At 61.4% G+C, this 22,004-nt stretch carries 19 protein-coding genes; 8 read left to right on the forward strand and 11 right to left on the reverse strand.

Features of this window, described 5'->3' with window-relative positions; genetic code table 11:
* Positions 1-24: 24 nt before the first annotated feature.
* The 5 genes from AOA59_RS17975 to AOA59_RS17995 all read right to left on the reverse strand — a co-directional run bounded on the left by AOA59_RS17975 (position 25) and on the right by AOA59_RS17995 (position 6,909).
* Positions 25-2,454 carry a TonB-dependent siderophore receptor gene (locus AOA59_RS17975; RefSeq protein ID WP_099488549.1) on the reverse strand — a complete coding sequence of 810 codons (2,430 nt, stop codon included), beginning with the start codon at positions 2,452-2,454 and terminating at the stop codon, positions 25-27.
* A 205-nt stretch (positions 2,455-2,659) separates the two neighbouring features.
* Positions 2,660-3,622: a FecR domain-containing protein gene (locus tag AOA59_RS17980; protein ID WP_099488551.1), complete on the reverse strand. Its 963-nt coding sequence runs from the start codon at positions 3,620-3,622 to the stop codon at positions 2,660-2,662.
* Entirely contained in the window at positions 3,619-4,137 is a 519-nt protein-coding gene (locus AOA59_RS17985) for an RNA polymerase sigma factor (RefSeq protein WP_058420525.1), read from the reverse strand. The genes AOA59_RS17980 and AOA59_RS17985 overlap by 4 nt, the downstream gene beginning before the upstream one ends.
* Before the next feature lie 145 nt (positions 4,138-4,282).
* On the reverse strand, positions 4,283-4,990 hold the full coding sequence (locus AOA59_RS17990) for a PolC-type DNA polymerase III (protein WP_099488553.1): 708 nt from the start codon (positions 4,988-4,990) through the stop codon (positions 4,283-4,285).
* The gene (locus tag AOA59_RS17995) at positions 4,987-6,909 is read right to left on the reverse strand and encodes a putative nucleotidyltransferase substrate binding domain-containing protein (RefSeq protein ID WP_178076266.1); all 1,923 of its coding nucleotides are present in this window, start codon (positions 6,907-6,909) and stop codon (positions 4,987-4,989) included. Before AOA59_RS17995 ends, AOA59_RS17990 begins: the two co-directional genes overlap by 4 nt.
* Before the next feature lie 247 nt (positions 6,910-7,156).
* Here AOA59_RS17995 and AOA59_RS18000 point away from each other — a divergent pair, with 247 nt between their 5' ends.
* Together AOA59_RS18000 and AOA59_RS18005 are read left to right on the forward strand one after the other, a co-directional pair.
* Positions 7,157-7,603 carry a response regulator gene (locus tag AOA59_RS18000; protein WP_065929416.1) on the forward strand — a complete coding sequence of 149 codons (447 nt, stop codon included), beginning with the start codon at positions 7,157-7,159 and terminating at the stop codon, positions 7,601-7,603.
* Between the two features lie 127 nt (positions 7,604-7,730).
* Positions 7,731-8,159: a hypothetical protein gene (locus AOA59_RS18005; protein WP_099488557.1), complete on the forward strand. Its 429-nt coding sequence runs from the start codon at positions 7,731-7,733 to the stop codon at positions 8,157-8,159.
* 65 nt (positions 8,160-8,224) lie between these two features.
* On the opposite strand, the gene AOA59_RS18010 is transcribed toward AOA59_RS18005, so the two are convergent.
* A complete protein-coding gene (locus AOA59_RS18010; protein ID WP_017138017.1) occupies positions 8,225-10,402 on the reverse strand; it encodes a malate synthase G in 2,178 nt (725 codons plus the stop codon).
* Between the two features lie 379 nt (positions 10,403-10,781).
* Between AOA59_RS18010 and AOA59_RS18015 the strand changes: the two genes are divergently transcribed.
* A complete protein-coding gene (locus AOA59_RS18015) occupies positions 10,782-11,294 on the forward strand; it encodes a glycine cleavage system protein R (RefSeq protein WP_065929413.1) in 513 nt (170 codons plus the stop codon).
* A gap of 223 nt (positions 11,295-11,517) precedes the next feature.
* Here the strand turns inward: AOA59_RS18015 and rarD are convergent, their stop codons facing one another.
* From rarD to AOA59_RS18040, 5 genes are all read right to left on the reverse strand, one after another.
* Complete coding sequence (gene rarD / locus AOA59_RS18020; RefSeq protein ID WP_017138019.1) at positions 11,518-12,402, reverse strand: EamA family transporter RarD; 885 nt, start codon at positions 12,400-12,402, stop codon at positions 11,518-11,520.
* Positions 12,403-12,586: 184 nt separating this feature from the next.
* Positions 12,587-13,561: a serine/threonine protein kinase gene (locus AOA59_RS18025; protein ID WP_099488559.1), complete on the reverse strand. Its 975-nt coding sequence runs from the start codon at positions 13,559-13,561 to the stop codon at positions 12,587-12,589.
* 175 nt (positions 13,562-13,736) lie between these two features.
* Complete coding sequence (locus tag AOA59_RS18030; protein ID WP_099488560.1) at positions 13,737-15,635, reverse strand: PhoX family phosphatase; 1,899 nt, start codon at positions 15,633-15,635, stop codon at positions 13,737-13,739.
* A gap of 79 nt (positions 15,636-15,714) precedes the next feature.
* On the reverse strand, positions 15,715-16,479 hold the full coding sequence (locus AOA59_RS18035) for a TOBE domain-containing protein (protein ID WP_099488562.1): 765 nt from the start codon (positions 16,477-16,479) through the stop codon (positions 15,715-15,717).
* A 57-nt stretch (positions 16,480-16,536) separates the two neighbouring features.
* Entirely contained in the window at positions 16,537-17,274 is a 738-nt protein-coding gene (locus tag AOA59_RS18040) for a ComF family protein (protein WP_099488564.1), read from the reverse strand.
* A gap of 114 nt (positions 17,275-17,388) precedes the next feature.
* Here AOA59_RS18040 and bioB point away from each other — a divergent pair, with 114 nt between their 5' ends.
* The 5 genes from bioB to bioD all read left to right on the forward strand — a co-directional run bounded on the left by bioB (position 17,389) and on the right by bioD (position 21,987).
* Positions 17,389-18,444 (forward strand): biotin synthase BioB, encoded by a 1,056-nt coding sequence (gene bioB, locus AOA59_RS18045; RefSeq protein ID WP_017138024.1) that lies wholly within the window; start codon positions 17,389-17,391, stop codon positions 18,442-18,444.
* Positions 18,445-18,599: 155 nt separating this feature from the next.
* Entirely contained in the window at positions 18,600-19,781 is a 1,182-nt protein-coding gene (gene bioF, locus AOA59_RS18050; protein ID WP_099488565.1) for an 8-amino-7-oxononanoate synthase, read from the forward strand.
* Positions 19,774-20,505 (forward strand): alpha/beta fold hydrolase, encoded by a 732-nt coding sequence (locus AOA59_RS18055; RefSeq protein ID WP_065929407.1) that lies wholly within the window; start codon positions 19,774-19,776, stop codon positions 20,503-20,505. The genes bioF and AOA59_RS18055 overlap by 8 nt, the downstream gene beginning before the upstream one ends.
* The gene (bioC, locus tag AOA59_RS18060) at positions 20,498-21,310 is read left to right on the forward strand and encodes a malonyl-ACP O-methyltransferase BioC (protein WP_069787020.1); all 813 of its coding nucleotides are present in this window, start codon (positions 20,498-20,500) and stop codon (positions 21,308-21,310) included. Before AOA59_RS18055 ends, bioC begins: the two co-directional genes overlap by 8 nt.
* Positions 21,307-21,987 (forward strand): dethiobiotin synthase, encoded by a 681-nt coding sequence (bioD, locus tag AOA59_RS18065; RefSeq protein ID WP_069787021.1) that lies wholly within the window; start codon positions 21,307-21,309, stop codon positions 21,985-21,987. The genes bioC and bioD overlap by 4 nt, the downstream gene beginning before the upstream one ends.
* Positions 21,988-22,004 lie beyond the last annotated feature (17 nt).

The following is a 22,004-nucleotide window of genomic DNA, read 5'->3' on the forward strand; positions in this document are numbered from 1 at the left end:
CGGCCCGGTTGTTAACTCAGCCGATTACCATTGATAGGTGGCGCTGGCGACGACGCTGCGTTGGTCGCCGTAGTAGCAATAGAAACCATCGCAGGTTGAAATGTAGTCCTTGTCGAACAGGTTGGTCGCGTTGAGTTTTACCGAGGCACCTTTGAGGCTGTTGTCCAGACGGCCGAGGTCGTAGTGCACGGCCGCATCGAACACGGTGTAGGCGTCGGCCTTGCCCAACCACGTATTGCCTTGGTCGCCATAGGTATTGCCGGTGTAGCGCGCACCCAGGCCAATACCGAAGCCGTCGAGGGCACCCGTGTGCCAGGTGTAATCTGTCCACAGGGTTGCTTGCTGGTTTGGCATCAGTTGCAGACGATTACCTTTGTAGTCGCCTTTTTGCACCTCGGATTTGGCCAGGGTATAGGAAGCGATGACTTTGAGGTTGTCGGTCACATCAGACACGGCTTCCAGTTCCAGGCCTTTGACCTTCACTTCACCGGTCTGGTTGGTGACTGGAATGCTGCCGGCGGTAGTGGTGGTTACCAGCACGTTTTTCTGGGTCAGGTCATACACGGCGGCACTGAGCAAAGTGTTCGAGCCCGGTGGCTGGTATTTGATACCCAGTTCCCACTGTTTGCCTTCGGTAGGTTTGTAGGACTCGGTCGCCGAGACGCTGGCATTGCTCGCCGGTTGGAAGGACTCAGCGTAGGAAATATAGGGTACGAAGCCGGAATCAAATACGTAGCTGAGTGCGGCGTTGCCGCTGAAATGTTTGATTCGGTCGGTATTGGTCGCATCTTTCTGGTTGAAGTACGTGGTGCCCTGATGCACCCAGTCTTCGCGGCCGCCCAAGGTCAGGCGCCATTGGTCAAGCGCCATCTGGTCTTGAGCGTAGAGGCCGGTCTGCACGGTTTTCTGGTTGTAGTCGTAATAAGCCCCGGAGCGAGCGGGACGAACGATGGGCTGGCCGTAGATCGGATTGTTGACGTTGGTCTTCAGGCCATCGCCGTAAATCGACAGGTAAGAGGTATCGGTGCGCTGGTGATCCAGGCCGAGCAACAGGGTGTGGGAGATGTCGCCGGTGGCGAAGTCGGCCTGGAAGTTGTTGTCCAGGGCCAATTGGCCGATGTTCTCGTCCACGTTTGTCGAGGTGCGGCCGACGTTGCCGTCTGCGTCAACCATCGTGTAGGGATACGCACCTACGGTGAGTGTCTGAAATGACAACTCCGACTTGGTGTAGCGCAGGTTCTGACGGAACTGCCAGGTGTCATTGAAGCGATGCTCGAATGCATAGCCCAACGCGTAGTAGGTGCGGTCGTAGTACTCGTAATCCGGGTCGCCCAGGTTTTTGTGATGGGAAATATCACCCAGTGGTGATTTGATCTTGGTGCCCTGGATGGGCAAAAACTGGCTGGTGGCACCGGTATCGTCACGGGTGAACTGCGACAGAAAAGTCAGCTTGGTATCCGGGTCGATATTCCAGGTCAGGCTCGGCGCAATGTTGTAGCGCTTGTTGTCGATGTGATCGATCTGGGTGCCGGCATCGCGCACCACGCCACTGAGGCCATACAGAAACTGCCCTTCATCATCGATCTTGCCGGTGCTGGCGAAGTTGATCTGGCGGTAATTGTCACTGCCGTATTGCACTTGGATGGCGCTGCTTTGTTCTTCGCTGGGACGACGGCTGACCATGTCCAGCAGGCCGCCCGGCGGCGTTTGGCCGTAGACCGACGAGGCCGGGCCACGCAGCAGGGCGAGGCGGTCGAGGTTCCAGGTTTCGGCTTTCGGGTTGGCGTACACGCCGCGTGGCAGTGGCAGGCCATCGAGGAATTGCGTGGGCTCGAAGCCGCGCACGCGCATCCAGTCGTAGCGGGTGTCGCTGCCGTAGCTGGCGGACACGATGCCGGGCATGTATTTAACCGCGTCATCCAGGTTCTGAACGTTGCGGTCCTGCATCTGCTCGCGGGTGGCGACGGAGATCGAGCGCGGCGCTTCAACCAGCGCGGTGTCGGTCTTGGTGCCGGCCGCGGTGCGTTTGGCCAGGTAGCCGTCGACGGGCCCCCAAGCGCTTTCATCGCTGCCCTGGGCAATGATGCTGGTCTGCGCCAACGCCACGACACCTTCAGGAATGGCCACCAGCGTAAACGTCCCCGCACTGCTCTGCTCCAACTGCAACCCCGTGCCACGCAACGCCTCACGCAACGCACCCTGGGCATCAAACTGGCCTTTGACCGGTGCCGAGGTCTTGCCCGCTGCCAGCGATGGGTTAAGCGTCAGCGCCAAACCGGCCTGGCTGGCGATCTGGTTCAGGGTGCTGGCCAATGGCGCAGCCGGCAGGTTGTAGGCGCGCACGTTGCTGGCTTGCTCGGCGGCGATCAGCGCGGTGCTCGTCAGCGGGGCGCTGAGGGCAATGGCCACGGCTAACAGGCTGGGGCGCAACAAGGTGTCTAGCGTGCGGGACATGGGGCGGCTCCTGAATGAAAATATTTCTCAATTGCCTAGGTGCCGGACGAGAATCAAAAAGTGATAGGGCTGGGTGAAAATATTTTTTTAGGTGGCTTAGAGGGCCTCATCGCAGGCAAGCCAGCTCCCACCTTTAACGGTGTTCACACTTCCAAAGGTGGGAGCGGGCTTGCTCGCGAAGGCGATCGCCCAGGCACTGAAAAACCTAAGGCGTAGCCTTCACGGTCACCCACCACGGCGTGTGCTGCTCGATCTGCACCGGCAGGGTCGGCAGCAGGGCGTTGAGCGCCAGCGTGGTGTCGTGCAGCGGGAAGCTGCCGGTGATGCGCAGGTCGGCCACGTTTTTGTCCACGCCCAGGTAGCCGGTGCGATAGCGGCCAAGTTCGGCAACCACATCGCCCAGGCGGGCGTTGTCGACCACCAGCATGCCGCGCGTCCAGGCGTCTGCGGCGGGTGTGACCACCCGCGCAGGGCCGAGGCCGTCGCTGCGCATCAGCACTTGCTGGCCTTCTTTGAAAATCTGTTCCTGATGCAGCGCCTCAGGCTGGGCGGCCACAGCAGATTGCAGCACGCTCAGGCGCGTGGCGTCGTCTTCGCGCCTGACGATAAACCGCGTGCCCAGGGCGCGCAGGCTGCCGTCGCGGGTTTGCACGTAGAACGGCCGCGCATCGTTGTGGCCGGTTTCGACCAGGATTTCGCCTTCCTGCAACACGATCAATCGGCGTTTTTCATCAAAGCGCACGTCGATGGCGCTGTGGGTGTTGAGGTTGATCAGCGTGCCGTCGGCCAGCTTCAGCGTGCGTTGTTCGCCGGTGGCCGTGCGTTGGTCGGCCAGCCAATAGTGGATGGGCACGTAACGTTCACCGGCAAACAGCGCGAGGCCAATCACCAGCGCGATGCTGGCCAAACCACTGCCCAACTTGCGCACGCGCTGGCGAATGCCTTGGCGTGACTGCAACAACGCCGCCCGCGCCGGGCCCGAGGCCAGGCTGAAGCGCTGATCGAGCATGCCCAGCTGGCGCCAGGCGCGCGCGTGTTCTTCATCGCTGGCCAGCCATTTGCCGAACTCTTCTTGTTCCACAGCGCTGCCGTCGCCCGAGCCCAGCGACAGTTGCCAGGCAATCGCCGCATCCAGCACACGGGCGGTGACCGGTTTGGCGCCGGTCACAGCGGCTCGCCATACAGCGCGATGTAGCACTGGCGAATGCCCTGGGCCAGGTACTGGCGCACACGCGGCACCGACACGCCAAGGCGCTGGGCGATTTCGGCGTGGCCCAGGCCGTCGAGGCGGTTATAGAGGAAGGCGGCGCGGGCCTTGCTCGACAGTTTGCCGAGCAGGCGGTCGATGGCCTTGAGGTCTTCGAGGATCAGTTGCTGTTGTTCGGGCGAAGGGTGTTCGCTTTCCGGGATCAGCATCAGTTCGGTGAGGTAGGCCTGTTCCAGTGCCGCGCGGCGGAAGTAGTCGAACAGCAAGCCTTTGGCGATGGCCACCAGAAACGCGCGCGGCTCGCGGGGTTCGCGCAGTTCGTCGCGGCCCAGCAGGCGCATGAAGGTGTCCTGGCTCAGGTCTTCGGCGCGGCTCGGGCAGGCCACATTGCGTCGCAGCCACGCCAACAGCCAGCCGCGATGGTCGCGATACAACGCGCCAACAAGCTCACTGTGTGGGGTTTGGACCGACGACAAGGCATCACCAAATAAACAAGGGGTTTAAACTAACGAGAATTATTCGCGATTGTGTCAGAGGCCGGGAGTGGGCGCAATTGGCGTCTGTCGGACGATCGTTCCCACGCTCTGCGTGGGAATGCCTCCTGGGACGCTCCGCGTCTCGCTAGAAAGAGGGCGCTTGTTTGCGCCGTGTCCATTGGCTCAAGCGCTCTTGCAGCGCCTGTGGGCTGTCGATTCCCTGTTGGCGCGCACGGCTGAACAGGATGAGCATCAGCTCTGCCGTGGCCAATGCATCGGCGCTGGCGTGATGGCGTTCGCCCACGTGCAGCTTGAAGTGGCTGATCCAGTCATCGAGCCCGGCCTCGCGGATATTCGCGTCGGGGCACAACAGCGGGGCGATGTCGGCGACATCAAGGAACGGGTGGGCCAACCGATAACCCAGGCTGTCCTTGAGCGCCCGGCACAGCATGTGTTGGTCGAATGGCGCATGGAACGCCAGTAACGGGCTGTCGCCGACAAAGGCCATAAAATCCAGCAAGGCTTCGGCCGGGTCGCTGCCGGCGGCAATCGCACTGGGGCCGAGGCCGTGGATCAACACGCTGGGGCCAACCTTGGTGTTGGCCCGTAGCAGGGTGCGCTCGAACATCTGCGAAAAATCCACTGCGCCGTCCTCGATGATCACTGCACCGATGGACAGCACCTGGTCGCGGTTGAGGTTCAGGCCGCTGGTTTCCAGGTCGACCACCACCCAGCGTTGTCCGCGTAAAGACCCGTCGCCCAAGGCTGCGGGCTTGGGCAAGTGCGCCAGGCGCTGCTGTTGGGTTGCGTCGAGCCCGGGTTTTTTCTTACGCAGCCAACCGAACAGGCTCACAGCTGATACCGCAGCGTCAGGCTGCTTTGCAGGCGTTGGGCCTGGCGCAGGGATTCGCGCAGGATGCGCCGGTCCAGGTGGTTGAGGCTGTCGGGGTCGACACGGTTGGAATACGGCAGGTTCTCGCGGGTTTGCAGCTGATGCTGCTGCATGCGCGTTTGCTGGATAAAGTGATACGCCTCCTCATAGGCGGCGCCGTCCAGCGGTTCGATGACCTCCTTGGCCACCAGTTGGCGCAGGCGCTCCAGGGTGTTGTTGGTGTGAATACCATTGGCCAGGGCCAACAGGCGTGCGCCATCCACAAAAGGTGTAAGGCCCTGCACCTTGAGGTCGAGCGTGGCCTTTTCGGTGCCTTTGCGCGTCAGCACAAAGTCGCGGAAACGCCCGACCGGCGGGCGCTGGCGCAAGGCATTCTCGGCCAGCATACGTTGGAACAAGCGGTTATCGGCCACCTGATCCAGAATGCCCTGGCGCAGTTGCTCACACCCGCGCTCGTCGCCCCACACCACGCGCAAGTCGAAATAGATGCTTGAGCCCAGCAGGTTCTCCGGCGTGGCTTCGCGGATAAAGGCACCAAAGCGCCGCGCCCATTCAGCCCGCGACAGGCACAGCTCGGGGTTGCCGGCCATGATATTGCCCTTGCACAGGCTGAAGCCGCACAGCGCCAGGCTTTGGTTGATCTGCTGCGCCAGTGGCAGCAGGCGGCCGCGGATATCGGCGGCTTCGGCGGCGTCCGTGGCTTCGAACAGGATGCCGTTGTCCTGGTCGGTAAACAGGGTTTGTTCGCGGCGCCCTTCGCTGCCGAAACACAGCCAGCTGAAGGGCACGCCAGGGTCGCCTTTGTCGGCCAGGGTCAGTTCGATCACTCGGCACACGGTGTGGTCGTTGAGCAGGGTAATGATGTGGGTGATCTGGGTGGACGACGCACCATGGGCCAGCATGCGTTCCACCAGTTGGCCGATCTCGCCGCGAATCACCACCAGGTTTTCCACTCGGGGCGCGTTGCGGATGGTGCGGGCCAGGTGCACCAGGTCGACCCGTTGCAGAGAAAACAGGTCGCGCTCGGACACCACGCCACACAGGCGCTGGTCTTTTACCAGGCACACATGGGCGATATGCCGCTCGGTCATGGCGATGGCCGCGTCGAAGGCGCTGTGGTCCGGGCTTAAAAAGAACGGCGCCTGGGTCATATGGCCGGCGATGGCTTGATTGAAATCGCTGGTGCCGTCGGCGACCACCTGGCGCAGGTCGCGCAAGGTGAAAATCCCCAGCGGCGCCTTGTGCGCATCGACGATCACGATGCTGCCCACTTGTTGCTCATGCATCAGCGTCACCGCTTCGCGCAGGGGCGTGGTCGGGCTGCAGGTGACCGGATGGCGCATGGCCAATTCACCCAGCCGGGTGTTCAGCGAATACTGGGTGCCCAGGGTTTCCACGGCCTTTTGCTGCACCTGCTGGTTGACCTGATCCAGCAGGCTGCTGACACCGCGCAGGGCAAAATCGCGAAACGGGCTGGAAAGGGCGAACAGCTTGATAAACGCCGGCTTGTTCAGTTGCAGGCAAAAGGTGTCTTCGGCGGCTTTGTGCTCGGTGCGGGTGGCACGCTCACCCAGCAACGCGGCGAGGGGGAAGCACTCGCCGGTGGTGATTTCGAAGGTGGCTTGCGTCGAGTCCGGCCGTTCGCCGACGACGCGGCCCTGCTTGACGATATAGAAGTGCTCCACCGGCCCGCCGGACGGTTTGAGAATGCTGTCGCCGGGGCCGTAGAAGCGCAGTTGGCACTGTTCGACCAAAAACGCCAGATGGGCGTTTTCCATCTGGTTAAACGGAGGGAAGCGTTGCAGGAATTGCAAAGTGCCGTGGATGTTCTGCAACACGGCGGTTTTTCCCGCCTGCGTGAAAGCATCAGCTTTACTCATAACAGTGACCGCAGTTTTTTTGTCGTTATCGTCCTGCATGGTCGACTCCCGCGCGGCGGGTGCCCATTGGACGTAAGTCTAGGTCTCGGTAAAACCCACCACAACTAGGGAAAAACCTTACATGACTATCGTCCAAACTCCGTAGAACGCCCACTAGGCAAACTTTCCGACGAAGTGCACATTGTTCGCCCTTCCGCAGATGTCTGACGAGTGTGCTGGGAGCTTGAATAGAACTGCTGAGAAACGTATGTCCGACCACGATATTTTGAGTGATGCCGAGCGCGAGGCGCTGAGCGCCGTGATGCTGGAGCCCGATCTGCCGCCACAACGGGTGTTGATTGTCGATGACGACAAGGACGCACGTGAATTGCTGGCAGAAATTCTGGGCCTGGACGGCATTCGCTGCATGACCGCCGCCAGTGGTGAGGCGGCGTGGGATTTGTTGAGCTCCAGCAGTTCCATCGGTTTGCTGATCACCGATTTGCGCATGGCGCCGAGCAACGGCCTGCAATTGATTCGCAAGGTGCGCGATTCAACCCGTGCGGCGCTGCCGATCATCATCATGTCGGGGGACGCGGAAGCGCCGGATGTGATCGATGCGATGCATTTGAGCGTGGTGGATTTTTTGCTCAAGCCAATTGATAGCGTGAAGTTGGCGAAGATGGTCAAGCGCGAGTTGGGGATGGCTCAATAACTGCCGTTTATCTTTTTTTATTTGAACTGTCAGTTCTCACAGTAGGCAAGCAGGTGAGCGGGTTGTTTACTTGGCCGGAGAGTTCTGGTTTTCAGCCAGGACCTTACACCCTCCACAGGAGCTCGTTATGCCTATTAAAAAGTCTAATGATCAAGCAAATAGCGACGACGCAAGTATTCTAATTCTCAGGGATGGAAAGGAACGCCTTGTAAAGCCTTCTAATCTGAGAGCAAGTCTGAGAGATTTTTCGGTCATCACCGACGGGGCGGGTTCGTTGACAGCTGAGTACGGGAATACGCTGTTTCCACGCGAGGCAGCGTATGAATTCAGCTTCCCGCGAGATATAGATAAGCATCGAGGAAACATTGATTATAGAGACGAGTCGGGTAATTATTTTATTGCTCCTACGTCTGGGAAATTTATGGTTATTTCCAAAGATGCGGGTTCCCCGAATACGTATACAAATTATATTACCTACATGAATTTGACGTTTGTCCATGAGGAGATGGAAGTTACGATTAACGGTACAGGAGAAGCCACGTTTGTGTTTGCGTGATTACCCGCCTGATAAGAACAAAGCCCTGATCTTACGAACAGGGCTTTGTTTTGTTCAGCGTTTAATCAAAGCCCATTCTTGGCTTTGAACTCACGACGCCTGCGATGCAACACCGGCTCCGTATACCCGTTCGGCTGCTTGGTCCCTTCAATCACCAACTCCACCGCCGCCTGGAACGCGATGTTGCTGTCGAAGTCCGGTGCCAGCGGGCGATATAACGCATCCCCGGCATTTTGACGGTCCACCACCGGCGCCATGCGCTTGAGGCTTTCCATCACCTGGGCTTCGTTGACGATGCCGTGGCGCAACCAGTTGGCGATGTGCTGGCTGGAGATGCGCAGGGTGGCGCGGTCTTCCATCAGGCCCACATCGTTGATGTCCGGCACTTTCGAGCAGCCGACGCCCTGGTCGATCCAGCGCACGACATAGCCGAGGATGCCCTGGGCATTGTTGTCCAGCTCGTTGCGGATTTCTTCTTCGGACCAATCGGTGTTGCTGGCCAGAGGGATGGTCAGAATGTCGTCCACCGAGGCGCGTTCGCGCTTGGCCAACTCGGCCTGACGGGCGAACACATCAACCTTGTGGTAGTGCAGCGCGTGCAGCGCAGCTGCCGTCGGCGATGGCACCCAGGCGGTGTTGGCGCCGGCCAATGGGTGGGCGATTTTCTGCTCAAGCATCGCCGCCATCAGGTCGGGCATGGCCCACATGCCTTTACCGATCTGCGCACGACCTTGCAGGCCGGTGCTCAAGCCGATATCGACGTTCCAATTTTCGTAGGCGCCGATCCATTTTTCCGCCTTCATGGCAGCTTTACGCACCATCGCGCCGGCTTCCATGGAGGTGTGGATTTCATCGCCGGTGCGGTCGAGGAAGCCGGTGTTGATAAACACCACACGCTCGCTCGCCGCCTTGATGCAGGCCTTGAGGTTGACCGTGGTGCGGCGCTCCTCGTCCATGATCCCGACTTTCAGCGTATTACGCGGCAGGTTCAACACGTCTTCGATGCGGCCGAACAGCTCATTGGTAAACGCGGCTTCTTCGGGGCCGTGCATCTTCGGTTTAACGATGTACACGGAGCCGGTACGGCTGTTCTTGCGGCTGCTGTTGCCGTTGAGGCTGTGGATCGCCGCCAGGCTGGTGAGCAGGCCGTCGAGGATGCCTTCCGGCACTTCGTTGCCGTCTTTATCCAGGATCGCGTCGATGGTCATCAAGTGACCAACGTTGCGCACGAACAACAGCGAACGGCCGTGCAGGGTCACGTCCTGGCCATCTACGCCGGTGTAGACACGGTCGGCGTTCATGGTACGGGTAAAGGTCTTGCCGCCCTTGGCCACTTCCTCGGCCAGGTCGCCCTTCATCAGGCCGAGCCAGTTGCGGTAGATCACCACTTTGTCATCGGCATCGACGGCGGCGACGGAGTCTTCGCAGTCCATGATGGTGGTCAGCGCGGCTTCCATCAGCACGTCTTTGACGCCGGCGGCGTCGGTCTGGCCGACGGGGGTGCTGGCGTCGATCTGGATTTCGAAGTGCAGGCCGTTGTGTTTAAGCAGGATCGCAATCGGCTCGGCCGCAGGGCCCTGGAAGCCGATCAGCTGTGCATCGTCGCGCAGGCCGCTGTTGCTGCCGCCCTTGAGGCTGACGATGAGCTTGCCATCCACCATCTTGTAACCGGTGGAGTCGACGTGGCTGCCGGCGGTGAGCGGCGCGGCTTCGTCGAGGAAAGCACGGGCGAAGGCAATTACCTTGTCGCCACGCACTTTGTTGTAACCCTTGCCCTTCTCGGCGCCGTCGGCTTCGCTGATGGCATCGGTGCCATACAGCGCGTCGTACAGCGAGCCCCAGCGGGCATTGGAGGCGTTGAGGGCAAAGCGGGCATTCATGACCGGCACGACCAGCTGCGGGCCGGCCATACGGGCGATTTCGTCGTCGACGTTTTGGGTCGAGGCCTGGAAGTCTGCGGCTTCCGGCAGCAGGTAGCCGATATCTTGCAGGAAGGCTTTGTAAGCCACTGGGTCGTGGGCTTTGCCGGCGTGGGTCTGGTGCCAGGTGTCGATCCGCGCCTGGAAATCATCGCGTTTGGCGAGTAGGGCTTTGTTCTTCGGTGCCAGGTCGTGGATGACCTTGTCGGCGCCGGCCCAGAACTGGTCGGCAGTAATGCCGGTGCCGGGAATGGCTTCGTTGTTCACGAAGTCGAACAGGACTTTGGCGACCTGCAGGCCACCGACTTGAACGTGTTCAGTCATTGCTTGCCTCACTCTGCGGAGCTTATGCGCTGTTTCAGATTTTCATTATGTAGTGCACGGTTGGGCATACTACATGATGACTTGCGGTTGTGAAAATTAGACTAAATACGTCGTTTAGCGACTCATTTTGGTCGTACGGTCACAGCGGAGAATCGGATGTTCTCAAAAAACTATTGGATTGTTCCAGATAAATATAAAAATGGTACACGATTTGTTCCTGGCCGCTTCCGTAGGCAATGGCTTCATGTGGGAGCGGGCTTGCCCGCGATAGCGATTCATGAGCCAACTGATGTGTCACTGACACGCCGCCATCGCGGGCAAGCCCGCTCCCACAGGGTGTGTGCCTATAATCGATGATCAACCCACCGAGGGCTTCGCCATGGACCATCTTGTACTCACTATTATCGCCGCCGACAAACCCGGCCTGGTTGAACGCATCGCGCAGAACATTGCTGCCCACGGCGGCAACTGGCTGGAAAGCCGCATGGCGCATATGGCCGGGCAGTTTGCCGGGATCCTGCGGGTCAGTGTGCCGACGGAACAGCGTCAGGCGCTGGTGGGTGCGCTGGAGGACTTATCCACACACGGAATCCGTGTGCTGGTGGGCGAGGGCAGCAGCGGGCAGGCCTCGGCGTCCAAATCGATCATGATGACGCTGGTAGGCAATGACCGCGCGGGCATCGTGCGCGAAATCACAGCGCTGCTGAGCAAACAAGGCGTGAACCTGGCCAGCCTGAGCACGGATGTACGTCCGGCGCCCATGAGCGGTGATCCACTGTTCAGTGCCGAAGCGCTGCTGCAAGTGCCGACCGCGTTGTCCCTGGATACCCTGCAGCTGTCCCTGGAAACCTTGGCCGATGATTTGATGGTGGAACTGCACCACGAGGAATAATCGGTCCACTGGGTTATGCATGGAAATCTTGCATGGGCCTGTGGATAACCTGTAGAGACCCGGCGCCAGGCCAAGCTGACCGGGCGTCTTCGTCGGTTGAGCAAAAAACGAGCAGTTTCAAGGGCTTGTGCACAAATGGCGGGGATCAGGCTGTGGATAACCTTGGGGTGAATGCCTGCAAGCCACGTGCACTGTGGCTTGCAGAGGTTTGTACGTTATTTGATCAGCGTTTGCGCACCGTCAGCCAGGCATCCAGGCTGTAGACCACCAGGCCTGCCCAGATGAACGCGAAGGCAATCAGCGTGCTGGTCGCCAGGTGTTCGCCGAACAGCAGCACCGCTTCCAGCAGTACCAGCGTCGGCGCCACGTACTGCAGAAAGCCCAGCGCGGTGTAGGGCAGATGCCGTGCGGCGGCGTTGAAGCACACCAGCGGGATCAGCGTCACCGGGCCTGCGGCCACCAGCCACCAGGCTTCGGAAGTGCTCCAAAACTCAAGCTGCGCACTATGGGCCGACGGGTTGAACAACAACCAGGCGACGGCGATCGGCACCAGCATCCAGGTTTCCACCACCAGCCCCGGCAGCGCCTTGACCGGCGCCTGTTTGCGGATCAAACCGTAGAAGCCGAAGGTCAGCGCCAGCACCAGGGACACCCACGGCAAACTGCCGACTTGCCACACTTGCTGCGCCACACCCACCGCCGCCAGCCCGACGGCGATCCATTGCAGGCGGCGCAGGCGCTCGCCCAGGATCAGCATGCCGAGCAGCACATTCACCAACGGGTTGATGTAGTAACCCAGGCTCGCTTCCAGCATGCGCCCGCTGTTCACCGACCACACGTAGGTCAGCCAGTTGGCCGCAATCAATGAGCCGCTGAGTGCCAGAATCGCCAGACGCTTGGGGTTGTCACGCAGTTCGCGGAACCAGCCGGGGTGCTTCCACACCATCAGCAGCAAACCGCCGAACAGCGCCGACCACAACACGCGGTGCACGATGATTTCGGCGGCGGGAACACTGGCGATGGCTTTGAAATAAAGTGGGAACAGACCCCAGATGACATAGGCACTCAGGCCTAGGATGTACCCCTTGCGGGGGTTGGCGGCGTGCATTGCAGAATCCTTGCTCAGGCAGCTTACAAAGCGCGATTGTAAGGATTTTTGTCAGGCAATGGGGTGATCGTTCCTGCGCTCTGCGTGGGAATGCCGTCTTGGACGCTCTGCGTCCGCAGTTGAGGGGCGTGACGCGGAGCGTCACAGGATGCATTCCCACGCGGAGCGTGGGGACGATCGGTAGTCAGAAGAGTTTCAGGGGTTCTTCATTGAGCGCCGACAGTTGCTCGCGCAACGCCAACACCTGGTCGCCCCAATACCGCTCGCTGCCGAACCACGGGAAGCTGTGGGGGAACGCCGGGTCATCCCAGCGGCGGGCCAGCCAGGCGCTGTAATGCATCAGGCGCAAGGCGCGCAGGGGTTCGATCAAGGCCAGTTCGCGTGGGTCGAAGTCGTGGAACTCCTGATAGCCGTCCATCAATTCCGACAATTGGCCCAGGCATTCCTGGCGGTCACCGGCGAGCATCATCCACAGGTCCTGCACGGCCGGGCCCATGCGGCAGTCATCCAGGTCGACGATGTGGAACATCTCGTCGCGGCACATCATGTTGCCGGGGTGGCAGTCGCCGTGCATGCGGATGTTCTTGTGTGGCGTGGCCTTGTACACCTCTTCCACACGCTTGAGCAGGTCGCGGGCGACCGACTCGTAAGCGGGCAACAGGCTCTTGGGAATGAAATTGCCTTCGAGCAAGGTGTTGAGGGAATCGTGACCGAAGTTCTTCACGCCCAAGGCTTCACGGTGTTCAAACGGACGGGTGGAACCCACCGCGTGTAAACGCCCGAGCAATTGCCCGAGGCGATACAACTGGTCCAGGTTGCCCGGCTCCGGCGCCCGGCCGCCACGGCGTGGGAACAGGGTGAAGCGAAAACCCGCATGTTCGAACAGGCTTTCGCCGTTGTGGAGCAGCGGCGCAACCACCGGCACTTCACACTCGGCCAGTTCGAAGGTGAAGCGGTGTTCTTCCAAGATCGCTTCGTTGGTCCAGCGTTGCGGGCGGTAGAACTTGGCGATCAGCGGCTCGGAGTCTTCGATGCCCACCTGATACACACGGTTTTCGTAGCTGTTGAGCGCCAACACGCGCGCATCGCTGAGGAAGCCGATACTTTCAACGGCGTCGAGTACTAAATCAGGGGTGAGTGTTTCAAACGGGTGGGCCATGCGAACTCCTGCGCGCAGCAGGGCGCCGCGTCCGGCCGGGTATGGTAACAGCATAGCCAGGTGGTGGCTGTTGTGGCGAGCGGGCTTGCCCCGCGTTGGAGTGCGCAGCGCTCCTGCTGTTTTGGGGCCGCTGCGCAGCCCAACGCGGGGCAAGCCCGCTCGCCACAAGGTCCTGTCAGGCGCCGACTATCCCACCATCATCCCGCCGAATCGCCATCACCGACGAGCGCGGCTTGCCATTGGGCAGATGCTCCGGCCAGGTCGAACCGCCGGTTTCCCCTGGATGCTGAATCCCCACAAACAGGGTCTTCTGGTCCGGCGAAAAGCTGATACCCGTGACCTCGCACGCCACCGGCCCAACCATGAAACGGCGGATTTCCCCGGTGTTGGGGTCGGCGCACAGCATTTGGTTATTGCCCATGCCGGCGAAGTCGCCCTTGTTGCTGTAGTCGCCGTCGGTAAGGATCCACAAGCGCCCGGCCTTGTCGAAGCCGAGACCGTCGGGGCTGTTGAACATGTTTTGCGGGTTGATGTTGGACGAGCCGCCCTTCGGCGTACCCGCATGCACACCGGGGTTGCCGGCCACCACAAACAAGTCCCAGGTGAAGGTGTTGGCGCCGTGGTTATCCGCATCGGCTTTCCAGCGCAGAATTTGCCCGTAGACGTTTTTCTCGCGCGGGTTCGGCCCGCCCACCGGCTGGCCGTCTTCGCCGCGTTTGGCGTTATTGGTAAGCGTGCAATACACCTGGCCGTCGGTGGGGCTGACCACGATCCATTCCGGGCGGTCCATGCGTGTGGCTTTCACCACACTGGCGGCCAGGCGCGCGTGGATCAGCACTTCGGCCTGGCTGGCGAAGCCCGAGCTGGCGTCGATGCCGTTTTTGCCGTGGGTGAGTTCGACCCATTCGCCCTTGCCCTTGGGGTGGTCGGCATCGCCGTCGCCGGCATCGAAAATCGCCACGTACAAGGTGCCGTGGTCGAGCAGGTTCTTGTTGGCTTTGGGGTTGTGGTGGTTGATCGGATCGCGGCTGACGAACTTGTAGATGAACTCGCCACGCTCGTCGTCGCCCATGTACACCACGGCGCGGCCATCACGGGTTTCAGCCAGTGCGGCGTTTTCGTGTTTGAAGCGGCCCAGGGCAGTGCGTTTTACCGGCGTGGACTGCGGGTCGAACGGGTCGATTTCCACCACCCAGCCGTGGCGATTGAGTTCGTTGGGGTTCTTGGCCATGTCGAAGCGCGGGTCGTGCAGGTGCCAGTTGATCTCGCGGCTGGCGGCCACCACGCCGTAGCGCTTTTGCCCGGCGTCGAAGTTTTGTTGCGGGTTGCTGCTGCCGAAGCAGTCGGTGAAGTTCTCTTCGCAGGTCAGGTAAGTGCCCCACGGGGTCTTGCCGTTGGCGCAGTTCTGGAAGGTGCCGAGGGCTTTTTTGCCGGTGTTGTCGGCGCTGGTTTTCAGCCAGGCATGGCCGGCAGCGGGGCCGCCCAGGCGGATCGGCGTATTGCCGTGGATGCGGCGGTTGTAGCGCGAGTCTTGCACGAACTGCCAGGTGTCGCCCTTGCGCCGCACCTCAATCACCGACACGCCTTCGCTGGCCTGGGCCTTGCGCACGTCCTCAGCCGATTGCGGCGCGCCGCCATGGGCGTAGAGGTAGCGGTAGTTGGTGTATTCGTTGTTGATGGCCATCAGCGCACGGTTGTCGTCGCCGGGGAAGGCAAACAGGCTCATGCCGTCGTTGTTGTCACCGAACTGTTGTTCCTGGGCCTTGGCGGTGCCGTTGCCGGACGGGTCGAAGGCCGGTGCGTTCTTGTGCAACGGCTGGCCCCAACTGATCAGCACCGAGGCGGAGTAACCCGGCGGCAAGGTGATGGCGTCGCTGGTGGCGGCGGCGATGCTGGTAAAGCCCAGCAAGGGGCTGGCGGTGGCTGCGTTCACGGCCATTGCGCTGCGGGTGAGCAGGTTGCCGCCCAGGAACATCGCGGCACCGCACAGGGCACCGGCGCCGATAAAACGGCGGCGGGTGAGGCCGACCATCTGTTCAAGGTCGGTGGCTTGGTTTTCTTCTAGTAGGCTCATTTCAGGCTCCCTGCGGTTTTTGCAGACACCTTAAGGAGCGCTCGTGACGAATTTGTTGCAGCTTGAAGACGGCGGGCGCCTAGGCCGGTGTGCCGAGCAGCACATTGTTGGGCGAGAACTGCACCTGGACCGCTGCGCCTTCGACCGCAGCCAGTGCCTTAAGCGCGGCGGGCTGCGCCAGGGCGCATAAAACCTGGCCGCTGGGCAGGGCGATGCGCACTTCGCTGGGGCCGTCATCGGCCTCGAGAATCGTTTCGATCACACCGCTCATGCAATTGTGTCCAGGTGTTGCAGCCTGCCCGATGGCGAGCAATTCCAGCCATCCGGCCTTGATCAAGGCGACCACTTCAACGCCGGTCTCCAGCTCCAGCCGTTGCGTGCTGTCGTGCGTGATCTGCGCACTCAGGCTTAAGCCACCCGAGAGTTGCAGGCGAATCAGGTCATTGCGGCCCTGGTGTTCGATGGTGCTGACCTGGCCATGCAATTGGTTGCGCGCGCTGGTGCGCAGCATCAAGCGGCCGAGCAGGTTGAAGTCACTCGCGTCCTCATCCGAACCGAGCACCTCGGCTTGCAACACTTGCAGGCGTTGGTACAGGCGCAGCACCCGTTCTCCTTCGGCCGTCAGCTTGGCGCCGCCGCCGCCTTTGCCGCCGACGCTGCGCTCCACCAACGGTTTTTGCGCGAGATTGTTCAGCTCGTCGATCGCATCCCATGCAGCCTTGTAACTCAGGCCGGCGCTCTTGGCCGCGCGGGTGATCGAACCCTGCTCGGCAATATGCGCCAGCAAGGCGATGCGCTGGGGACGGCGGATGATGTGTTGGCTCAAGGAGGTCGGCAGAGACATGTGGATACGCTTCGATAAGGTCAGCGGACGTTGCAGGCGCCACGCACGCGAGTCAAGTCATGTGCCCGGTTTTGGCGTGCGGGCCAGGCAGTACACATCGACCTGACGGGCGCCGGCGTCCATCAACAGCCGGGCCAGGCTGTGAGCGGTGGCGCCGGTGGTGAGTACGTCGTCCACCAGCGCAAAGTGGCGGCCCTGCACCTGGGCGTCGGGCGCCAGCGCAAACGCCGTGAGCAGGTTGCGTTGGCGGGTCTTGGCATCGAGGTCTTGTTGCGCGACGGTTTCATGGGGGCGTAACAACAGGTGTTCATCGTGTGGGAGGTCGAGGTCTGCGCTGAGCCAGCGGGCCAGCATCAACGATTGGTTGAAGCCGCGCTCACGCAGGCGCTTGCGCGCCATGGGCACCGGCAGCAGGCAGTCGGGACGGGTGAGTTCGGTGTTGTCGAAACGGTGTTGCAGATACTGCCCCAGCAAGCGTGCGAGCAGATGGCCCAGCGGCCAGCGCGACTGGTGTTTGAAGCGGCTGATAAGGGTGTCGACGGGGAAACTGTAGGTCCAGGGTGCGATCACCTGTTTATAGGCCGGCGGTTTTTTTTGGCAGGGGCCGCAGATCAAACCCTCCATCGGCAGTGGCAGGGCGCACACCTCGCAGTGCTCCAACAGCCAGGGCAGTTCGATTTCGCAGACATTGCACAGGTTGTGGCTGGAGTTTGTCGCTTCATCGCAGATTAAACAGGTCTGGTTGTTTTCTAACCAGATGTAAACCTGATGTTTGTATCCAAGTTGACAGTGCATGAATCTTCCTTAAATATGCCGAGCATCCGTGTCGTGACTGACTGTGGGTATTGCGGGTATTGCCGCTATTGCCCTTCCCACAGCGTAAGCCCAAGCATAATCAAGGAATCGCCCATGAGCGCCAGCACCTCTGCCACCCTGCGTCACGATTGGTCTTTAGCCGAAGTCAAAGCGCTGTTTGTGCAACCCTTCAATGACCTGTTGTTCCAGGCGCAGACCGTGCACCGCGCGCATTTCGACGCCAACCGCGTGCAGGTGTCGACCTTGCTGTCGATCAAAACCGGCGCCTGCCCGGAAGATTGCAAATATTGTCCGCAGTCGGGCCACTACAACACCGGCCTGGAAAAAGAAAAGCTGATGGAAGTGCAGAAGGTCCTCGAAGAGGCGGCCCGCGCCAAGGCCATCGGCTCGACGCGCTTCTGCATGGGCGCCGCCTGGAAGCACCCTTCGGCCAAAGACATGCCTTACGTGCTGCAGATGGTCAAAGGCGTGAAGGCCATGGGCCTGGAAACCTGCATGACCCTCGGCCGTCTCGATCAGGACCAGACCGAAGCCCTGGCCCAGGCCGGCCTGGACTACTACAACCACAACCTCGATACCTCGCCGGAGTTCTACGGCAGCATCATCACTACCCGCACTTACGGCGAGCGCCTGCAAACCCTGGCCTACGTGCGTGATTCGGGAATGAAGATCTGCTCGGGCGGCATCCTCGGCATGGGCGAGTCCCTCGACGACCGCGCCAACCTGCTGATCCAGCTGGCCAACCTGCCGGAGCATCCGGAGTCGGTGCCGATCAACATGCTGGTGAAGGTCGCCGGTACGCCGCTGGAAAACGCCGAAGACATCGACCCGTTCGACTTTATCCGCATGCTCGCCGTGGCGCGCATCCTGATGCCGCAATCCCATGTGCGCTTGTCGGCTGGGCGTGAGGCGATGAACGAGCAGATGCAGGCCCTGGCGTTTTTTGCCGGTGCCAACTCGATTTTCTACGGCGACAAGTTGCTGACTACCGCCAACCCGCAGGCCGACAAGGACATGCAACTGTTCTCGCGCCTGGGGATCTTGCCGGAAGCCCGTGAAGAGCACGCCGACGAAGTGCATCAGGCGGCGATTGAGCAGGCGTTGGTGGAGCAAAAGAGCAGCGAGCAGTTCTACAACGCGGTGGTTTAACGCCTCTCTCCACTTGTGAAACGCAACCCAACTGTGGGAGCTGGCTTGCCTGCGATAGCGGTCTTCCAGGCACATTGATACTGAATGTGCTGCCGTCATCGCAGGCAAGCCAGCTCCCACATTGGACCGGTTCAACCTGATCTGCCGAGGCCTGCATGTCTTTTGATCTCGCCGCGCGCCTCGCTGCCCGCCGTGCCGAACACCTCTATCGCCAACGCCCTTTGCTTGAGAGCCCGCAAGGCCCGCAAGTGGTGGTGGATGGGCAACCGCTGTTGGCGTTCTGCAATAACGACTACCTGGGGCTGGCCAATCACCCGCAAGTGATCGAGGCCTGGCGCGCCGGTGCGTCCCGCTGGGGCGTGGGCGGTGGCGCTTCGCACCTGGTGATCGGCCATGCCACGCCGCACCATGAACTCGAGGAAGCGCTGGCCGACCTCACCGGGCGCCCGCGTGCGCTGCTGTTTACTACCGGCTATATGGCCAACCTGGGCGCGGTCACCGCGTTGGTGGGGCAGGGCGATACGGTACTGGAGGACCGGCTCAACCACGCCTCGCTGCTGGATGCCGGCCTGCTGTCCGGGGCGCGTTTCAATCGCTATCTGCATAACGACGCCAGCAGCTTGGCCAAGCGCCTGGAGAAGGCTACCGGCAATACGTTGGTGGTCACCGATGGCGTGTTCAGCATGGACGGCAATCTGGCCGACTTGCCTGCACTGGCCCGTGAGGCCCGCGCCAAAGGCGCCTGGTTGATGGTCGATGACGCCCATGGCTTCGGACCGTTAGGTGCTACGGGCGGCGGAATTGTCGAGCACTTCGGCTTGAGCCAGGAAGACGTGCCGGTATTGGTCGGCACCCTCGGCAAAGCGTTCGGCACCGCCGGGGCGTTTGTGGCAGGCAGTGAAGCGCTGATCGAAAGCCTGATCCAGTTCGCCCGGCCCTACATCTACACCACCAGCCAGCCACCGGCATTGGCCTGCGCCACCTTGAAAAGCCTGGAGCTGCTGCGTACCGAGCATTGGCGACGTGAGCACCTCAATGGCCTGATCCGCCAGTTCCGCCAGGGCGCCGAGCAGCTTGGCCTGCGCTTGATGGACAGCTTCACGCCGATCCAGCCGATCCTGATTGGCGACAGCGCCACCACCATGCGCCTGTCGCAGATGTTGCGCGAACGCGGCCTGATGGTGACGGCCATCCGCCCACCGACCGTACCGGCCGGCAGTGCGCGTTTGCGCGTGACACTGACGGCGGCCCACAGCGCGGCGCAGGTGCAGCTATTGTTAAGCGCATTGGATGAGTGTTTCCGGTTGTTAAGTATTACGGAGCCCGACCATGCGTGATCGACTGGTATTGCTGCCCGGTTGGGGGCTCGGCGTGTCACCGCTGGAGCCTTTGGCTGCCGCCTTGCAGGGTTTGGACGAACACCTGCACGTGCATATCGAACCGTTGCCGGTGCTGGCTTCCAGCGATCTGGAGGAATGGCTCGACGAACTCGACGCCACGCTGCCGGACAACGCCTGGCTGGGCGGCTGGTCCCTGGGCGGCATGCTCGCCTCCGAGCTGGCGGCGCGGCGCGGCGAGCGTTGCTGCGGCCTGCTGACATTGGCGAGCAACCCGTGTTTTGTCGCCCATCAAGGCTGGCCCAGTGCGATGCCTGCCGAGACGTTCGATGCGTTCCTCGCGGGTTGCCACGCCGACTCTCAAGTCACCCTTAAACGTTTCGGTTTGTTATGCGCCAAAGGTGCCGAAGACCCGCGCGGGCTGTCGCGCCTGTTGGTCAGCGGGGCGCCGAATACGTCGTCGAGCGTGTTGATGCCTGGCCTGGAACTGCTTGCTCAACTGGATACCCGCGCCGCTTTGCAGGCGTATCGCGGCCCGCAACTGCACCTGTTTGCGGGGCTGGACGGGTTAGTGCCCGCCGAAGCTGCGAGTGACCTGTTGGCCCTGCTGCCTGATGTAGAAATCGGCCTGATTGAACAGGCCGGTCACGCTTTTCTTCTGGAAGACCCTCACGGAGTAGCGGGGGCCATCCAGGCTTTTTTGCATGAGTGTGTTGATGACTGATTTATCCCAGCCGCTACTGCCGGGCGGCTTGCCGGACAAGCGCCAGGTGGCGGCCTCGTTTTCCCGCGCCGCCGCCAGTTACGACAGCGTCGCCGAGTTGCAGCGCGCAGTCGGGCATGAGCTGTTGTCGCGCCTGCCCGCTGCCATCGCACCCCGACGCTGGCTGGATGTGGGTTGCGGCACGGGTTATTTCAGCCGTGTGCTGGGCGATTTGTTGCCGGCAAGCCAAGGGGTGGCGCTGGATATCGCCGAAGGCATGCTCAGCCATGCGCGGCCTTTGGGTGGCGCGCAGCACTTTATCGCGGGTGATGCAGAGCGCTTGCCGCTGGCAACTGAGCGCTTCGACCTGCTCTTCTCCAGCCTCGCGGTGCAGTGGTGCGCGAATTTCGATGCCGTGCTCAGCGAGGCTTATCGCGTGCTGCAACCCGGTGGCGTGCTGGCATTTGCGAGTTTGTGCGTGGGCACCCTGGATGAGTTGCGCCAAAGCTGGCGTGCGGCGGATGGCCTGGTTCACGTCAACCGCTTTCGCACCTTCGAGGCTTACCAACAGCTGTGTGCCGCCAGCGGTTTACGGGTGCTGAGCCTGGAGCGCCAGCCTCACGTACTGCATTACCCGGATGTGCGCAGCCTGACCCATGAGCTCAAGGCGTTGGGCGCGCATAACCTCAACCCCGGCCGCCCGGGAGGGTTGACGGGCCGCGCGCGGATTGTTGCACTGGTGCACGCTTACGAGCAGTTTCGTCAGGCCCAGGGCCTGCCCGCTACGTACCAAGTGGTGTACGCCGTACTGGAGAAACCTTTATGAGCGCCGCTTATTTCATCACCGGCACCGACACCGATGTCGGCAAAACCACCGTCGCCGCCGGGCTGCTGCATGCCGCACGGCTTGCGGGTAAAAGCACCGCCGCCGGAAAGCCGGTGGCCTCAGGCTGCCAGGTCACCCCAAAAGGCTTGCGCAATGCCGACGCCTTGGCACTGCTGGCCGAATGTTCGCTGCCGCTGACCTATGCCGAGGTCAACCCGGTGGCCTTCGAGCCCGCGATTGCGCCGCACCTGGCCGCTCGAGAGGCCGGTGTGGCGCTTACAGTGCAATCATTGTTGAAACCGATGCAGCACATACTCGCGCAGCGCGCGGATTTCACCTTGATTGAAGGCGCGGGCGGCTGGCGAGTGCCGTTGGCCGATCAGGACAACCTGTCGGACCTGGCCATTGCGCTCAAGCTGCCGGTGATTCTGGTGGTGGGCGTGCGTCTGGGGTGTATCAGCCATGCGCTGCTCACCGCCGAAGCCATCGCGCGAGACGGTTTGCCGTTGGCGGGTTGGGTGGCGAATATCATCGACCCCAAGACCTCTCGTCTGGAAGAAAACCTCGCCACCCTGGCTGAGCGGTTGCCTGCGCCGTGCCTGGGGCGGGTGCCAAAGCTCAAGCAGGCCAGCGCGAAAGTGGTGGCCGAGTACCTGGAATTGGACCTGCTTGACTGATTTTGGCTATCGCTGAG

It is taken from the genome of Pseudomonas sp. 2822-15, assembly GCF_002742515.1.
Taxonomy (GTDB): domain Bacteria; phylum Pseudomonadota; class Gammaproteobacteria; order Pseudomonadales; family Pseudomonadaceae; genus Aquipseudomonas; species Aquipseudomonas salomonii.